At 44.8% G+C, this 17,292-nt stretch carries 15 protein-coding genes and 1 tRNA gene; 6 read left to right on the forward strand and 10 right to left on the reverse strand.

The annotated features are described in order from the left end of the window. Positions 1-180: 180 nt before the first annotated feature. Positions 181-1,011 carry an AraC family transcriptional regulator gene (locus SCB77_RS01950; protein WP_320184751.1) on the forward strand — a complete coding sequence of 277 codons (831 nt, stop codon included), beginning with the start codon at positions 181-183 and terminating at the stop codon, positions 1,009-1,011. An 89-nt stretch (positions 1,012-1,100) separates the two neighbouring features. Beyond that, positions 1,101-1,982: a 4,5-DOPA-extradiol-dioxygenase gene (gene ygiD / locus SCB77_RS01955; protein ID WP_320184752.1), complete on the forward strand. Its 882-nt coding sequence runs from the start codon at positions 1,101-1,103 to the stop codon at positions 1,980-1,982. A 64-nt stretch (positions 1,983-2,046) separates the two neighbouring features. Here the strand turns inward: ygiD and SCB77_RS01960 are convergent, their stop codons facing one another. From SCB77_RS01960 to SCB77_RS01970, 3 genes are read right to left on the reverse strand one after another with little or no spacing between them, the layout of a single operon-like run. After that, positions 2,047-3,729 (reverse strand): sodium/sugar symporter, encoded by a 1,683-nt coding sequence (locus SCB77_RS01960; RefSeq protein ID WP_320184753.1) that lies wholly within the window; start codon positions 3,727-3,729, stop codon positions 2,047-2,049. Positions 3,730-3,776: 47 nt separating this feature from the next. Beyond that, positions 3,777-5,105: a xylose isomerase gene (gene xylA, locus SCB77_RS01965; RefSeq protein ID WP_320184754.1), complete on the reverse strand. Its 1,329-nt coding sequence runs from the start codon at positions 5,103-5,105 to the stop codon at positions 3,777-3,779. Beyond that, positions 5,106-6,593, reverse strand: coding sequence for a xylulokinase (locus tag SCB77_RS01970; protein WP_320184755.1), 1,488 nt, complete (start codon positions 6,591-6,593; stop codon positions 5,106-5,108). It abuts the gene before it with no gap. A gap of 90 nt (positions 6,594-6,683) precedes the next feature. On the opposite strand from SCB77_RS01970, the gene SCB77_RS01975 reads away from it, so the two are divergent. Then, positions 6,684-7,709, forward strand: a complete 1,026-nt coding sequence (locus tag SCB77_RS01975) for a LacI family DNA-binding transcriptional regulator (RefSeq protein WP_320184756.1) — start codon at positions 6,684-6,686, stop codon at positions 7,707-7,709. A gap of 51 nt (positions 7,710-7,760) precedes the next feature. Here the strand turns inward: SCB77_RS01975 and SCB77_RS01980 are convergent, their stop codons facing one another. The 4 genes from SCB77_RS01980 to SCB77_RS01995 all read right to left on the reverse strand — a co-directional run bounded on the left by SCB77_RS01980 (position 7,761) and on the right by SCB77_RS01995 (position 12,739). Next, positions 7,761-8,018 (reverse strand): hypothetical protein, encoded by a 258-nt coding sequence (locus tag SCB77_RS01980; RefSeq protein WP_320184757.1) that lies wholly within the window; start codon positions 8,016-8,018, stop codon positions 7,761-7,763. Between the two features lie 20 nt (positions 8,019-8,038). Next, positions 8,039-9,301, reverse strand: coding sequence for an NADP-dependent isocitrate dehydrogenase (gene icd, locus SCB77_RS01985; RefSeq protein WP_320184758.1), 1,263 nt, complete (start codon positions 9,299-9,301; stop codon positions 8,039-8,041). Between the two features lie 15 nt (positions 9,302-9,316). Then, the gene (locus SCB77_RS01990; protein ID WP_320184759.1) at positions 9,317-11,473 is read right to left on the reverse strand and encodes a cation:proton antiporter; all 2,157 of its coding nucleotides are present in this window, start codon (positions 11,471-11,473) and stop codon (positions 9,317-9,319) included. 120 nt (positions 11,474-11,593) lie between these two features. After that, complete coding sequence (locus tag SCB77_RS01995) at positions 11,594-12,739, reverse strand: ABC transporter permease (protein ID WP_320184760.1); 1,146 nt, start codon at positions 12,737-12,739, stop codon at positions 11,594-11,596. A gap of 157 nt (positions 12,740-12,896) precedes the next feature. Between SCB77_RS01995 and fmt the strand changes: the two genes are divergently transcribed. Next, positions 12,897-13,811, forward strand: coding sequence for a methionyl-tRNA formyltransferase (gene fmt, locus SCB77_RS02000; protein WP_320184761.1), 915 nt, complete (start codon positions 12,897-12,899; stop codon positions 13,809-13,811). 10 nt (positions 13,812-13,821) lie between these two features. On the opposite strand, the gene SCB77_RS02005 is transcribed toward fmt, so the two are convergent. Then, positions 13,822-14,034 carry a helix-turn-helix domain-containing protein gene (locus SCB77_RS02005; RefSeq protein ID WP_320184762.1) on the reverse strand — a complete coding sequence of 71 codons (213 nt, stop codon included), beginning with the start codon at positions 14,032-14,034 and terminating at the stop codon, positions 13,822-13,824. Between the two features lie 345 nt (positions 14,035-14,379). Between SCB77_RS02005 and SCB77_RS02010 the strand changes: the two genes are divergently transcribed. Together SCB77_RS02010 and SCB77_RS02015 are read left to right on the forward strand one after the other, a co-directional pair. Next, complete coding sequence (locus SCB77_RS02010; protein ID WP_274265926.1) at positions 14,380-15,240, forward strand: sigma-70 family RNA polymerase sigma factor; 861 nt, start codon at positions 14,380-14,382, stop codon at positions 15,238-15,240. Between the two features lie 202 nt (positions 15,241-15,442). Next, the gene (locus tag SCB77_RS02015; protein WP_380935297.1) at positions 15,443-16,324 is read left to right on the forward strand and encodes an OmpA/MotB family protein; all 882 of its coding nucleotides are present in this window, start codon (positions 15,443-15,445) and stop codon (positions 16,322-16,324) included. Between the two features lie 151 nt (positions 16,325-16,475). On the opposite strand, the gene SCB77_RS02020 is transcribed toward SCB77_RS02015, so the two are convergent. Together SCB77_RS02020 and SCB77_RS02025 are read right to left on the reverse strand one after the other, a co-directional pair. Then, positions 16,476-16,547, reverse strand: a tRNA-Arg gene (locus tag SCB77_RS02020). Between the two features lie 113 nt (positions 16,548-16,660). Further along, positions 16,661-17,290, reverse strand: coding sequence for a hypothetical protein (locus SCB77_RS02025; protein WP_320184764.1), 630 nt, complete (start codon positions 17,288-17,290; stop codon positions 16,661-16,663). Positions 17,291-17,292 lie beyond the last annotated feature (2 nt).

Below are 17,292 nucleotides of genomic sequence, written 5' to 3' on the forward strand. Positions count from 1 at the left end.
GCGTCCAAAAACAAACAGGGAGAAATACAGAGCAACGAAGTTTACAGCGTAAAAGATGCTGTCTATAAAGAACCAACGTATTTCTCCCCGTTTTCACAATTTCCATCTGCCGTTTCTAGCACAAAGCAAGCTTGCAATCTTCATTTTTATGTATTTTAGTAATGTAATAAGAGAAAACAAATGACTGATCTGTTTAAGCTTTATAAAATACAGCCATCCGATGTAGCGCATATTGAACGTTCAACAAACAACATACACCATCATGATTTTGAAGAACTTATTATAGGAGTAAAAGGAAAAGCAGCGCACTTCATTGATTACAAGTCAGCCCTGTACACCGCTCCATTTGTAATTTTTGTGGCCAAGGGCAAGGTACATCGCATCCAACCTATTACCGTCAACAGCGATTGTGATTTTTGGGTTATTCGCTTTAAGAGCGAGTTTATTCCCGAAACAACATTCAACCTTTATGCAGCCTACCACGATAATGCAAACATCGCCCTGCAGCAAAACAGCTGCTTCGACCGCCTGTTGACGCTTTGCATCCTGATGGAAGGAGAAATGAAACAAGCAAATCCAGATCTCGCCGTGGTAAAAAGCCTACTGAGTGCTCTATTTGTCATGATCGAGTCCGAACGGAAGAAGCAGCAACCCCAAACAGATAGCCTGCTAGCCAATCAAAACACCACATTTGGTACCTTTTTATCTATCCTAGAGGAGAACTTTAGGCGTGCAGAGGGTGTAGCCTTCTATGCCGAGAAGCTTTTTATGAGTTCGCGAAACCTCAACCTCATCTGCCAAAACATTATGCAGCAATCGGTTTCGGAAATCATCGAAACTAGAAAGCTTATCGAAGCAAAAAATCTGCTGATGACGACCGATCGACCTATTGCCGATATAGGTTACGAACTTGGCTACAGCGATAAAGCACATTTCTCCCACACTTTCAAAAAGAAATCCGGTCAAACGCCTTCCGAGTTCAGGGAAGAAATCAAAGGCCTATTTTCCTAAAAACCCAACCCTTTTTCCGATTTATCATAACCCCCGCTGTCACAAAATGCGCAATTTTGTACTATTCAAATACGAAAGGATTACAGCAAATGACACGCAAAGACTTTATAGCACTCGCTTCCACATTGCCACTGGCTGGTGCAGCAGTGAAGCTCAACAGCCTGAATCGCTTTTTGGATGAAGCCCATCATACCGCTAAAATGCCTGTCCTCTTTTTGGGGCATGGCAGTCCAATGAACGCCATCGAGGAAAACGAGTTTGTCGATGAATTTCGTCGGCTAGGCCGCGAGATGGAGAAGCCTAGCGCCATTTTGGTTATTTCTGCCCATTGGGAAACCCGGGGCACCTTAGTGACCGCGATGGAGCATCCGCAAACCATCCACGACTTCGGAGGCTTTCCTCAGGCTCTATTCGACGTGCAGTATCCCGCACCGGGCAGCCCCGACTTGGCAAAAGCAACTAAAGAGATCGTGAGCAGCACCGACATTCACCTCGATGACAAATGGGGCCTCGATCATGGCTCTTGGTCGGTGGTAAAACACCTTTACCCAAAAGCCGATGTGCCCGTTGTACAAATGAGCATAGACTACACCCAGCCCCCTAGCTACCACTACAACCTAGCGAAGGAACTCGCCACGCTAAGGCACAAGGGTGTCCTCATTGTGGGTAGTGGCAACATGGTACACAACCTACGCATGGTATCTTGGCAACACCTGAATGAAAGCTACGGTTACGACTGGGCAATTGAGGCCAATGAATCCATGAAAGCATGGATACAAAATGGTAATCACCAAGCGTTAATCGACTTCCGCAAGCAAGGGCGTGCCTTCGACTTGGCGATCCCAACCCCAGAGCACTATTTACCCCTCTTGTATAGTCTGGCACTACAAGACAAGCAGGACGATATCTTCCTCTTTAATGATAGCCCAGTAGCGGGTGCATTGACCATGACCTCCGTCAAAATAGGCTAAAAAGCAAAGGAGTTTGCCCAGCAGGGCAAACTCCTTTGTTGTATATTCTTTTTCTGACTCTTTATTACCAATAGATCGCATATAAAACGGCCGTAGCAATCGCTACTCCAAGCGCACCAGCAACAAATCCGGGGTGTGCTTTGAACATCTTGGTATCAACCTCCAGTCCATTGGGCACCACGCCACGAGATGTTTCGATAACGCTGATCAAATACATGCCGACAATACAGATAATGAACACAAAGCCCATACGATCCAAGAATGGAATCTCGTACAAACCACTCACAGGACTCAGTACGGAGAAGCCGCTACTGCTTAAGAACGAAAGATCCACCGCCTTGGGCAAGAACTTAAAGCCTACAGAAAGTAGGAATCCGCCGATCGTAGCGAAAAGTGCAGCATTGGGTGTTGCTTTCTTCCAAAAGAAGCCCAAGATAAACATCGCAAAGATACCCGGAGAAACAAATCCCGTATATTCTTGGATATATTGAAAACCACCTTTTTTGTCGATTCCCAAATGTGGTGCAATCAACACCGCCAAAATCATCGAAACGATAATCGTGATTTTACCCGTATTCACCAACTGCCGTTCGCTCGCTGTTTTATTGAATACCTTTTGGTAGATGTCCAGCGAAAATATCGTCGCAATACTATTTGCCTTACCCGCTAAAGAGGCCACCACTGCTGCTGTAAGCGCAGCAAAAGACAAACCTTTCAAACCAGCCGGCAACAGGTTCAACAATACCGGATAGGCCCTATCAGGATTCACTTCCCCTCCTTGCAACATCTCTGTCTGGAAAAGACCATCTTTCCAAAGCACATACGCCGCAATACCGGGCAACACCACGATAATAGGCATCAATAACTTGAGGAAAGCAGCAAACAAAAGTCCATTCCGAGCCGTCTTCAAATCCGCCCCCAGTGCACGTTGGGTGATGTATTGATTACAGCCCCAATAGTTAAGGTTTACAATCCACATACCACCGATCAGCACCGATAACCCCGGCAAATCCAAGTAATTCTCGTTGTCCGTTTTCAGGATCATATGAAAATGTTCAGTTGCCTTGTTCACCATGATACCGTAGCCATTGATCACGCCTTCGCCACCATAATGTTGAGAAACGAGATCCAAGGCCAAGTAGGTCGTGGCCAAGCCCCCCAAAATCAGGAAGAACACTTGGATCACATCCGTATAACCGATTACCTTCATGCCCCCGAGCGTAATGATCACCGCAAATACCGCAATGGCATACATACAGAGCTCAATGCTAAACCCAGAAATACTACTTACCGCCAAAGCCCCCAGATACAAAATGGATGTTAAGTTGACCACCACATAAAGCATCAGCCAAAAGACCGCCATAATCATGGCCACCGTACCGTTGTAGCGCTTGTTCAGAAATTGCGGCATCGTGAAGATCTTATTCTTCAGATAAACCGGTATAAAAAACACAGCAACAATGATTAACGTGATGGCAGCCATCCACTCGTAGGTGGCAATAGCAAGCCCCATTTTGAACCCTGAACCACTCATCCCGATAAATTGCTCGGCCGAGATATTGGATGCAATTAACGAAGCACCAATGGCCCACCAAGTCAATGAACCTTCGGCCAAAAAGTAGTCCTTTGAATCGCCTCCTATCACCCTGGATCGCTTTTTATTGTAAACCCAGATGCCATATGCAGCGACAATAACGAAGTAAACGAGAAACACCAAATAGTCTTTGGTCGATAGTATATTATTCATACGGTTTATTTGATCACTGTCGCTAAGGTAACAAAAGATCTCAGAAATTAAATGTATCTATTGATTAAATTTTCCAAATATTCCTGTTTGCCACTAATACGTGCAGGCTCGCCATGTGCTACCGCGTAATCGCGAAGGCTTTCTAGCGTGAGCTTACCTTTTTCATAGTCCGCTCCAGCCCCTGTATCAAAACTAGCATAACGCTCAGCACGAATCTTCTTGTAATCCGACTTTTGCAGGATATTATCCGCGATAACCAAGGCTCGTGCAAAATTATCCATTCCGCCAATATGGGCATAGAACAAATCTGCCGGATCAGTTGAATTTCTTCGAATCTTCGCATCGAAGTTCACACCACCACCTTGCAAACCACCAGCTTCCAAGATAATCAATAACGATTCGGTCAGCTCATTCAAATCTGTCGGAAACTGATCCGTATCCCAACCATTTTGTGCATCACCACGATTAGCGTCTATGGATCCTAGCAACCCCGCATCCGCAGCTACCTGCAATTCATGCTGAAATGTATGCCCAGCTAAAGTAGCATGGTTTACTTCGAGGTTCAGTTTAAAGTCACCCAACAAATCATACTTCTGCAAGAAACCGATCACCGTAGCCGCATCGTAATCATATTGATGCTTGGTAGGCTCACAAGGCTTAGGTTCGATAAAGAAAGTTCCCGTAAACCCGTTTTTACGCGCATAGTCTTTAGCAAGGTGAAGGAAACGAGCCAGATGCTCCTGTTCGCGTTTCATGTTGGTATTCAACAGTGACATATAGCCTTCACGACCACCCCAAAATACATAGTTTTCACCGCCCAATGCAATAGTAGCATCCAAGGCAGCTTTTACCTGCGCTCCTCCATGAGCCAACACATGAAATTCAGGATTAGTAGATGCGCCGTTCATATAGCGATGGTGGCTGAACAAATTGGCCGTACCCCATAGCAACTTAATACCGCTTTGCTGCTGCTTTTCCTTCGCATAAGCGACGATCTCGGCCAAGTTTTGCTCATTTTCCACCACGTTATCCGTAAAATCCACAAGATCCACATCATGAAAACAATAATAAGGAAGTTGCATTTTCGTCATAAACTCAAAGGCAGCATCCATTTTATCTTTTGCACGGTCCAAGATTGCCGTCTTTTGATCCCAAGGAAAGAAATGCGTTCCACCGCCAAAAGGATCAGATCCATTGCCATTGAATGAATGCCAATAGGCGCAAGCGAACTTGAAATGCTCGGCCATTGTTTTACCGGCAATAACACGCGACGCGTCGTACCAGCGAAAAGCCAAAGGGTTGTCCGAATCGGGTCCTTCGTATTTGATTTGCCCGATCGCCTTAAAATAGGTTTGATTTCCTAATAAAATGTCCATTTATATTAAATTTGAAAGTTTATGTTCTAAGCTTTGTTTCCATTCTTGATAAAGGGCTTCATAGTGTTCCACCGCTTCGGGCACTACGATAGCACGCCGTTGCAGACCGGCAAATGCCTCCTCGCGAGAGCCATAGATTCCTGCACCCATACCGGCTCCCAGCGCCGCTCCTACACTGCCATCATTGTCATACAGCTCCACCGACACATTGGTAACACCCGCAAAAGACTGTTGAAACACAGGACTCAAGAACAGGTTAGCATAACCTGCCTTAATAACCTTGGGATGCAAGCCATTATCACGTAAAATATCGAGTCCATAACGAAAGGCAAAGGCAATGCCCTCTTGTGCTGCACGCCACAACTGTGCTTCGCCATGCCTTACAAAATCAACCTGCTCGATATGCGCATGCACCGTCTTATTTTTCAACATACGTTCAGCGCCGTTTCCAAAAGGAAGGATACGCACCCCCTCCGATCCGATGGGGACAGCGGCCGCCAACTCGTTGATTTTGTCGTAATCATAGCCAGCAGCGGATATTTTTTTTATCCAACTATTTTGTATTCCCGTGCCGTTGATACAGAGGAGTACCCCCAAATTAGGCTTTTCTTGCTGATGGTTTACATGGGCAAAAGTGTTTACGCGCGATTCCTGATCGTACAGCAGGCTGTCCGTCACGGCATAGATAACACCCGAGGTGCCGGCTGTCGCTGCCACCTCGCCCGGCTCAAATACATTAAGTGATAAGGCATTGTTGGGTTGGTCTCCAGCTTTATAGTTTACAGAAACCTCGAGGGAAAGTCCGAGTTCTTCAGCCACTGCGGCTTTTAAACTTCCGTAGTTGGAAAACACCGGACGCAATTCGGGCACCAAGGCCTCATCAATACCATAGTAGTCCAATAATGTGCTGGATAAGCTATTGGTTTGGAAGTTCCAAAGTACACCTTCAGATATGGAACTGATATTGGAATTGATTTCTCCGGTTAAACACGTGCCAAGGTAATCTCCGGGCAACATGAATTTGTGTGCCTTTGCATACACCGCAGGCTCATTTTCTTTTACCCAAGCCAGTTTCGATGCCGTAAAATTACCCGGGGAATTGAGGTGTGTGGCTAGAAAATCTGCTCCCTGCAGATCCTCCATGGCACGATTCCCGATATCCACGGCTCTACTATCGCACCAAATAATTGCATTGCGCAGCGGTTGTTGTTTATCATCGACAAGCACTAAGCCGTGCATTTGGTAGGCAATGCCGATGCTAGCAATATCCTTCGGATCATAAAGTCCCGAACGATGCGCTTTTTGTATGGCCAGTTTGGTGAAATTCCACCAGCTCCGCGGATCCTGCTCTGCCCAGCCCGGCCGATCAGAAAGAATAGGCGCTTCCGACTCTGGATATTGCGCAGAAACAATCCTTTTGTTCGTTTGTGCGTCTATAATAGAAACCTTGATTGACGAGGTTCCCAAATCTATTCCTAGTAATAACATATGTCTAATTGGGTATAAATGCAACCGCTTGCATAAAATTATTTATAAAATTTTATATTTACAAAATATATTTCTCAAAACAGATTCATTTTGGCAAAGAAAACGACGATTTACGATATCGCAAAGGAACTTAATATAACCGTTTCTACGGTATCCAGAGCATTAAACAACATATCTACTATCAGTGAAAGTACGCGCGAAGCCGTATTGGAGATGGCGAAGAAATTGAATTATCGCCCCAATAAGGTGGCATCTTCGCTTACATCGGGAAAAACCTACATCATCGGGGTGCTCCTACCCAGTGCCCAAATCCAATTTTTTGCTTCGGTTATCCATTCCTTAGAAAAATATTTAAAGTCATTCGGCTATAGCACCTTGCTCTACCAGACCAACGAATCCTTAGAATCTGAAAAGGACGGGATATCCACACTTTTAGAAGCACAGGTAGATGGCATCATCGCATCGCTATCCCTCGAAACAGAAGAGGATATATCGCATTTTGAGAAGGTCAAAGAAGAAGGTAAGCCATTGATTATTTTTGACCGTACACATGATAACCTAGATGCACCTGTGGTCAAGATCAACGACGAACAAGCCGGCTACCTTGCCACCAAACATCTACTCGACAAGGGCTACAGAAAAATTGCCTACATCACGACTAAGCACCGGATAAAAATTTTTAGAGAGCGCTATGAAGGATATCAAAAAGCACTCCGCGAAGCCGGAATAAGCCCAAACCCATCCTATGCGATCTTGGGCGAACTCACCGTCGAAGGCGGATATACCGGCACCAACAACCTCTTGCGTTTAAAAGATAGGCCAGATGCCATCATCGGTGGAGACGATTATGTAGCACTGGGCATCATCAAGGCGCTCCACGAACAACATATCACGCCTCCAAGCATTGGCGTTATCGGCTTTGCCAACCAAAATTTTTCAGAGCATATCATCCCTAGCCTATCGACCATCGACCAGCAGGCGATACAAATGGGTAAAGAATGTGCAAAGCTGTTTTTAAAAATTATAGAGCGGAAACATTTGGAAGAAAAAACAATGGAGCCAGTCATCTTGAGCCCTATTTTGCTGCCGCGTGAATCTACAAATCGCAAAAGCTAGACGTGCTACATTGTCGTATGCGGCTGAAGATTAAACGTTGAGAACAGCAGACTAGAGCAAAAGCGTTTTCCAAGCCATGGCCACATCACCCTTTTGGAGGTAGTCCTTTGCCTTCAGCTGTAGGTGTGTGTTTCTCGTGCTTTCATCGCCAATAAAGGCCTGCAATAAATCGCGTACTTCCGGCAGCGATCGAATTTCGTCCACCTCGTCTTCATCGGGCAGACGCCCAAATGCCGACAGCTGCAACCGATCTCCATCATCCAACACCTGAGATTCACGCACAAAAGCAGGTAAGTTTTCCAAATTCATACGATTTTCCAATTGGCCTTTTAAAGTTTAGCGATAATTGCATCGGCAAACGCACTTGTCTTTAAAAGTGTTGCATCCTCCATCAAATTATAAAAATCAACCGTCACGGTGCGTTGTTTGATCGTTTCGGCCAGCGCCTGCCGGATCCCGGCTGCAGCCTCTGTCCAACCTATATAGTCGAGCATCATCGCCCCACTTAAGATAACCGACGAGGGATTCATCGTATCGGTATTGGCAAAACGGGGAGCCGTACCGTGGGTAGCCTCAAAGATTGCGTGTCCCGTAGCGTAATTAATATTGGCGCCCGGCGCAATACCTATCCCACCAACCATGGCTGCTAGCGCATCAGAAATATAGTCACCATTCAGGTTCAATGTAGCCACCACCGAGAAATCACGAGGTGCCAACAAAATCTGCTGTAAAAAATTATCAGCAATCATATCTTTAATGATCACTTTACCATCGCGTTCCGCCTGCTGCTGCTCTGCATTGGCCGCTTCCTGCCCGGCTGATACCTTCGTTCGCTCCCACTGCCCCCAGGTGTAGGTATGTTCGGCAAACTCCGTTTCGGCCACCTCAAAACCCCACTGTTTAAAGGCTCCTTCAGTAAACTTCATGATATTGCCTTTGTGCACAATCGTCACCGATGGCTTATGGTTTGCAATCGCATAAGAAATAGCCGCTCGCACCAAGCGCTTCGACCCTTCTTCGGATACCAGCTTAATGCCGACCCCCGTGCTGTCCGAAAAACCATAGTCTATATTCAATTCACCCAGCAAAAAACCTTGTATCTTATCCGCTTCGATAGAGCCTGCGGCAAATTCAATGCCCGCATAAATATCTTCAGTATTCTCCCGAAAGATCACCATATCCACATACTCCGGATGCTTAACCGGCGATGGCACGCCTTCATACCAACGCGTAGGTCGCAAGCAGACATACAAGTCCAAGGCTTTACGCAATGCCACATTGAGCGATCGAATACCACCTCCAATAGGCGTAGTAAGTGGCCCTTTAATACCAACGACATAGTCGCGAAAAGCAGTCAATGTTTCCTCAGGAAGCCAATTGCCCGTTTCGTCATAGGCTTTTTCGCCGGCCAGCACTTCCTTCCATACAATCTTTCGTTTGCCTTGGTAGTATTTTTCTACCGCTTGATCAAATACACGTACGGCTGCTTTCCAGATATCAGGCCCTATCCCATCACCGATGACAAAGGGTATTGTCGGTTGGTCCGGAACCTGCAGTTGTCCTGTTTCTTGTATCGAAATTCTTCCTTCCATGGTCTTTGGGGGTTTTTATTTTTCCTTGTTAAACATATTTCCGATTTCACGGCTGATCTTGCGGAATATCGGCGCGGTCTGTACATCCTCATAATCGTCGATATGCTGATTTTCACGCCTGCTCGGAAAAATAAGGAGCAGGTTTTGGTTTTTGAAATAGCGCCCTATACGCTTAGCCAAACCATCCAGCGAATCCCGGTAGGACACCTCCCCATAGCGTGATGATACGAATACCAACAATGCATCTACTGTATTAAACGCGGCCAGTCCATAGATGTTATCCCAATCCTCATAATTTTCAAAACCATGGGGCACACTCGTTTTGCTCATAAGCGGCAATTCTTGCAAAGCCCCTTGTGTACGGCTATCGCACACGAAGCGTAATGGCAAGGACAGTTCCTGTCCCAGCTTCAAAATCTTTTCCAGCCAATATTCAAAGCCCACTTCAGATTCCGCCAGCGGCGGCACAAAGATCACGATAGATTTATGCGAAACGAACGATTTGTCCAAACGACACATGAACAGATTAGCATCCGTACGATTCAATATGCTTTCTGTTTTCTCGCCCACGATCTTTTCAATAAAGGAGGTGGCACTGGGCCAGCCCAGAATGAGACAATCTGCAAAAAGCTCTTTTGATGTACGCCCTATCCCGCTGGCAATATTAAAGTCGATGGTTGTCAACAGCTCTACTTCTGTTTCCGATCCCGACGCATAGCGAGCCATATTATCGAGGTTTTTACGTGCATTGGCCAGATTCAATTCGGCCTGTTCGTTATCGGCCACCACGCTTAATATATTCAAGGGGTGGTGCGATTTTTTAGACTTGATCAGCGTCGCGAAGTCCAAGATTGGCTCCATGCTGGCCAGGTTAGCAATCGGAATCAAGATTTGCTCCTCATGCTCCGGCACATGCTCCACATGTTCATCATCTTGATGCCCCTCCATAACAATGCGTCGAGACGCATTCTCCGTCACGATAGATGCAATGATGCAGGTAATCAAAATCAATACGATGGTACCGTTCAACACATTTTCATCGATAATTTCTTTATCATAGCCCACCATAATAATGGCCAAGGTGGCAGCAGCATGCGCATTACTCAATCCGAATATCAGATTCCGTTGGTTCTTGGAGTATTTAAAAACCAATTTTGTCGCCGTAGCGGCTAAAAACTTACCTGTCACGGCGACCAAGGTCAATGTACCCGCAATAATTAAGGCCATCGGCCCTTTGGTGAGTACGCTCACATCGACAATCATCCCCACAGAAATGAGGAAAAAAGGAATGAAGATCGCGTTTCCGATAAACTCGATACGATTCATCAAAGCCGACGAATGCGGGATCAACTTGTTCAATGCCAAGCCCGCCACAAAAGCACCGATAATAGGTTCCAATCCGGCTATTTCGGCTAGGAAAGCTGCAAAGAAAACCACGGCCAAGACAAAGATATAATGCGCGGTTTTCTCGCTCTCGATCTTTTGGAAAAACCACTTCGCAATGCGCGGGATAACCCCGAACATAATAAACAGAAATAAAGCAAAAGAAACACCCAAGGTCACCCAAAACTGTTGGTTGATCTCCCCTTGCGCCGCACCCGTCAAAATTGCCAAGATAATCAACACCGCGGTATCCGTCAAAATTGTTCCCCCAATGGTAATCGCAACGGCTTCGTTCTTGGAAATACCGTAACTATTAACAATGGGATAAGAAACCAAGGTATGCGTGGCGAACATACTCGCTATCAAGACGCTCGGCAACAACTCGTAGTTTAAGAAATAATAACATACCGGGAACCCGATACTAATCGGGATGATAAAGGTCAAAAAACCGAAAAGCAAGCTCTTGTTTTTCGTCTTCTTGAATTCGTTCATATCCAACTCAAGCCCTGCAATAAACATAATATAGAGCAAACCAATCGTTGAAAAAAGATCAATAGCGTCGACACCGCTCCCTTGTAAGGTCGCCTTATCGATCTTGGCCAACCAATTGAGTCCATGCGGGCCAAAGAGTACACCAAAAAGAATAAACCCAATAATACCGGGGACTTTTATAGGTCGCAATATGATTGGGGAAACCAAAATAATCGTCAAAATTATGGTAAAGACGAGTACGGGATTGGTTAACGGCGTGGAAAATGCGTGTGAAATATGCTGTAAGAATTTATCCATGTACTATCTAATGATTCGTTTTAATCGGACCTGAATTTACGAGTTTTTTGCTCCAATTCCTAATACGATTAACAAATCAACGCCGCCAACGTTTGTCTAGCAAGCATACGAAAAAGACAACTACTTGAACTGTATAGTCTTGATTGGCGAGATACGGCTGATCAGCATCGCCGGAACAAAAAGGGTCAGCAGTCCGATAATTGCCACCGCTGCATTTAGGCCAATAACTTGGTACCAACTGATATCCATGGGCACATAGGCGATATAATAGGTAGAAGGATCCAACGCAAAAAAATGGGTTTGCGTTTGGAACAAATAAAGTGCAAGTGCAATGAGGTTGCCAATCAACAAGCCCGCACCAATAAGATACAGCGATCCATAGAGAAAAACTTGCCGAATACCTGTATTGGCATAGCCCAAGGCCTTCAGCACACCGATCATGGCCGATCGTTCCAAAATACTAATGAGCAGAGACGACACCATATTGATAATCGCAACCATCATCATCAAAGCAAATATGATGTTATCGTTCATATCCAACATATTCAGCCAGTTAAAAATATCGGGCATCTGCTCCACAATAGTTGATGCATTCAGCTCAATAGGCAACAGCTCGGCAATATGTTCAGCGGTTGTTTCCAAAGAATCGAAAGATTGCAAGCGTATCTGGTAAGCCCCAACATCCGTATCCGCCAAATCATTTAACCGGCGTATGAGATCGAGCGAGCCGATCACATAGGTCTTATCGAGCTCTTCCGAGTGGGTCGTGTAGATACCCTTAATGGTGAAGGGCCTTTTCCGTATCGGCTCTTGTATGAAATACATGATAAACTTATCGCCTACGTCCAGCGAGAGCCGATTAGCCAAATAGGTAGAAATCAACAGTTGGGTATTGGCATTATCGTAAAAATCCAAGGTATCCCCTTTAACGATATTTTTCTGCAGAAACTGCTGGTTGTACGTGCCATCTATCCCCTTTAACAAAACCCCTTCCACTTCACCTTTGACATTCATAATACCCGCCTTGGTGGCGAAGGGCGTAATTTCCTGCACGCCCGGAATATCTTTTATCTTTTGGATATCTTCCTTATGCAACTGTATAGGCGTATTCTCATAGGAAGCATTAAGATCGTTCTTAGTGATAACCACATCGCCAAAAAAACCGCGTTGCTTGTCAATAATCTCCGTTTTGAACCCTTTCAAGATAGCGACAGAGAGGATAATCGCCGAAATAGCCAATGCCAAGGCACCGATGGTTACCCGCACAATAAGCTTCGAAAATGTTCGAGTGCCTGTAAAAATGATCCGCTTAGCAAGGAAGTAAGGAAAATTCAAGCTGAAAATAATTTGTACCTTCGCAAAGTTAGCATTTTTTGTCACTTACCGACATGCCAACATCATTACTGATAAAATAGAATAATTTATGCGCATTGTATTTATGGGAACGCCCGACTTTGCTGTTGCTTCGTTGCAAGCATTGTCGGAGGCAGGAGAAAACGTAGTAGCCGTGGTGACCGGCGTAGACAAGCCAGCCGGCCGCGGGCAAAAGATTCAGGAATCTGCCGTAAAAAAGTATGCGGTAGCCAATAATATACCCGTACTACAACCGGAAAAGCTACGCCATCCCGACTTCCTCAGCGAGCTAGCCTCCTACAAGGCCGATCTTCAAGTTGTCGTTGCCTTCCGGATGTTGCCCGAGTTGGTTTGGAACATGCCTGCCAAAGGGACCATCAATGTACACGCATCTCTCCTACCACAATACCGTGGAGCGGCTCCCATAAACCACGCCATTATGAATGGCGAAAAGAAATCGGGCGTAACCACTTTCCTCCTGCAGCAAGAAATCGATACAGGAAATATCCTGTTCTCTAAAGAGGTCGAAATCGGTGCAGATGACAACGCCGGCATCCTGCATGACAAATTGATGCTAGCGGGGGCTGAAGTGCTGCTAGAAACCGTAGCGGCCATAAAGACAGATAGCATCCAACCTATACCGCAGGACGATGTCATTACCGCAGATCTAAAAACTGCTCCTAAAATCTTTAAAGAAGATTGCGAAATAAATTGGAAGGCGAGTACCGAAGAGGTTTACAACCGCATTCGGGGATTAAGTCCTTATCCCACAGCATTCACGCAGTTACAGGGCAAGGGATTGAAAATTTTCGAAGCTGAAAAAGGTCCTAAAACAGGTAAAGAAGCTGGCACGTATGAAACCGACGGTAAAACCTATATTCGTTTCGCTACTGCCGACGGCAGCATCTTGCTCAAAACCTTGCAGCTTGAGGGCAAGAAAAAAATGGATAGTGTAGAATTTTTACGTGGTTATCGATTCGAATAAGGCTACTACCTTATTCGTCGTCATCCACATACTGTATAATATCCCCTGGTTGGCAGTTAAGCGCTTTACACAGGGCGTCTAAGGTACTCAAACGTATAGCCTTCGATTTTTCATTCTTGATGATCGATAGATTGGACAATGTTATTCCAACTTTTTGGCTTAGATCGTTTAAAGAGACCTTTTTTTTTGACATAATGTCATCGAGGTGAATCCTAATAGGCATAAGCTGATCGACTTTATATTTTAAACCATAGTATACAAGTAACAATTGCGACACACAATAGTTTTATTGTGCAACAAAAAATTAAAGCGACCGCTAGTCAAAGCATTTCATAATAAAGCTGTTACAACGTCAATCTTTTTGTATCGCAGGAAAACAAATCGTCGATAAGGGCGTTATTCCTAGGATAACGGTATAATTGGAATAATTTTTGCTGTTTGAACAGCATTATTCTTCCATTCTTAACTACCTCATACAGAGTGATTAATTTACACTTAGATGAAGGTTAATTCGTAAGAATTTACTATTTTTGCAAACATTTCAAAGAGAAAGGTTTTTAGACATTAGATGAGACAGCTCAAAATTACACAATCCATTACCAATCGCGAATCGCAATCGCTTGACAAGTACTTGCACGAGATTGGTAAAGTAGACTTAATTACCGCGGAGGAAGAAGTAATCTTGGCCCAACGCATTCGCGAAGGTGACCAAGTAGCTTTAGAGAAATTAACAAAAACCAACTTACGTTTCGTTGTTTCTGTTGCAAAACAATATCAGAATCAAGGACTCACCTTAGGTGACCTGATCAACGAGGGCAATTTAGGCTTGATAAAAGCAGCAAAGCGTTTTGATGAAACTAAGGGTTTCAAGTTTATTTCTTATGCCGTATGGTGGATTCGTCAGTCTATTTTGCAGGCGATTGCTGAACAGTCACGTATCGTGCGTCTACCTTTAAATCAGGTAGGTTCATTGAGCAAGATTAGTAAGGCGTTCTCCAAATTGGAACAGGAATACGAGCGCGAACCTTCTCCAGAGGAATTGGCAGACATTTTGGAAACCACCGTTGATAAGGTTTCCGACACGTTGAGCAACTCAGGAAGACATGTATCGATGGATGCCCCTTTTGTACAGGGCGAAGAAAACACCCTCTTGGATGTTTTGGAAAATGCAGATCCCGATACCGATAGCCTATTGATCGACGAATCATTGTCGGAAGAGATCAAACGTTCGTTGGCTACATTGACAGAAAGAGAACGCGAGATTATCGTACTCTTTTTCGGACTAGGTACCAACCACCAGTTGTCTTTGGAAGAAATTGGCGAAAAGTTCAACCTTACAAGGGAACGCGTGCGCCAAATCAAAGACAAAGCGCTACAGCGCTTACGCCATACTTCGCGCAGTAAAATTTTAAAATCTTATTTGGGCTAGTTTTTAGCCCCTTCAATTTATGCGATGCGCAGCCGATAGGTTGCGCATTTTTTTATGCCGGTACCCAAGTAAAGGGGCAAAAAACAACCGAAACAACGTGATATATCCTACTTATTTTATTATTTAACAATAATTAATAATTGTTGCCATTTTGTTTAGGCATTACTTTTGTAACTTTAGTCCAATAAAATGCTATCGTATGATGAACAGAAGAATAATAACGATGGGTGTATTGCTGTCTGGTTTGTTTTTGGCCAGCTGTGTAAGCAATAAAAAATATACAGCTTTGCAAACGCAGCACCAAGATTTGGCAGCGCTATACCAAAAAGGTCAATTGGACCTGACCGAGGCGAGATCAAAGATTAAAAGCCTCGAAGACCAATTGGAGTACGAACGCAAGAACAATGCATCGCTAAAAGAAGCATTGGGACGCTTGCAAGGCACCTTGGATCTCAGTATCAACCAAAATAGCCAGGGAAATGCCAACATCTCCAAGCTGGTGGATGAGATCAATGCCTCCAACAAGTATATCCAACATTTGGTGAACACCAAAAACAAAAGTGATTCCCTTAATGTCGTGCTTACCAACAACCTAACGCGCTCATTGAGCCGCGAGGAACTTCGTGACGTCGATGTTAAAGTGCTAAAAGGTGTTGTTTACATATCCCTATCCGACAATATGTTGTACAAATCGGGTAGCTATGAGATTTCCGATAAAGCAGGCGAGACACTGAACAAGATTGCGAAGATCATCCAAGATTACAAAGATTATGAGGTCTTGATTGAAGGTAATACCGATTCCGATCCTATTTCAAAACCGAATATCCGCAACAACTGGGATTTGAGTACGCTTCGCGCATCATCGGTGGTGCAAGCTCTACAAAATCAGTATGGTGTAGATCCAAAACGCTTAACAGCAGGTGGTCGCGGGCAGTACAACCCTATTGCCGACAACAACACGCCTGATGGCAAGGCAAGAAACCGTCGTACGCAGATTATCATCACACCTAAACTGGATCAGTTTATGGAGTTGATCGACAAAGCGCCGGAATCATCTGCCGACACAACGGCTGGAGGCATCTAGGTCGACAAGTTAAAGGCTAATATTATAAAACGAGGTAGCGGTCTTACAGGCCACTACCTCGTTTTCTTTTGTGCTATGGCGTAGCGATGCTCAACCTGCAATTTTCTCCATAAAAAAAGGTTTCAGCATCAGCTGAAACCTCTTCTTTGTGTGTTCCCGGCGGGGGTCGAACCCACATCTTCAGAACCGGAATCTGAAATTCTATCCATTGAACTACGGGAACATTGCGTGCAAAAATAACACTTTTTAGCTTAGATCAAATCTTTTTTAAAATATTATTTTCGCACGCTTAGACGACCTATTTTAGGATCCAAGCCCGTCGTCGCCGATCGTTATTTAATGATCGTGATCGCCCTCAGGAACCAAGTGCACACTTACTTTTAGGTCCAAGTCATTCTCACCGGTAAACTGGTTGTAGTTCACGTTGTTCCAGTCAGCAGCCGTAATACGCGACTTAACACCAGCATTCAAATGGCGCAACACATAGTTCAAGGTAAACGTGTTGGCAAGCGCATTTACGGTAAGATAACCCGTAACGCCTACATTCAACGCATTTCCATCAGCGTCTTCATCCGCATACTCGTAAGACAAGCTATTTGCCGGCGCACCCAAGATAAATGCTTGGTGGATATCAGGACGCGCTACAAACGTTTGCTGTGTTTCTCTACCCGCGAAATCCGTCGCTTGCAGTTCCAGTCTGTAGCTTTTGCCCACCTCCAAGTGCAAGTGCTCACCTACTGGAGGCAACATATCCGCACCCGAAAACGAAACAGAAACCACCTCTGCATTTTCGATATCGTGATAGTGTGCATGGTCGCCATGCTCCTCACGTTCTACTTCCGTAAATATCAATTTCGCGGTTCCCACTTCTTCTTGATCTACCTCCGGCGTGGGGTCATCTTTTGAACAAGATGGAGCAAGGAATAACAGCGCTAAAAAAGAAACAACTAGACTAATTTTTTTCATGA

Origin of the sequence: Sphingobacterium bambusae (assembly GCF_033955345.1) — a bacterium.
In the GTDB taxonomy this organism is placed as follows: Bacteria; Bacteroidota; Bacteroidia; order Sphingobacteriales; family Sphingobacteriaceae; genus Sphingobacterium; species Sphingobacterium bambusae.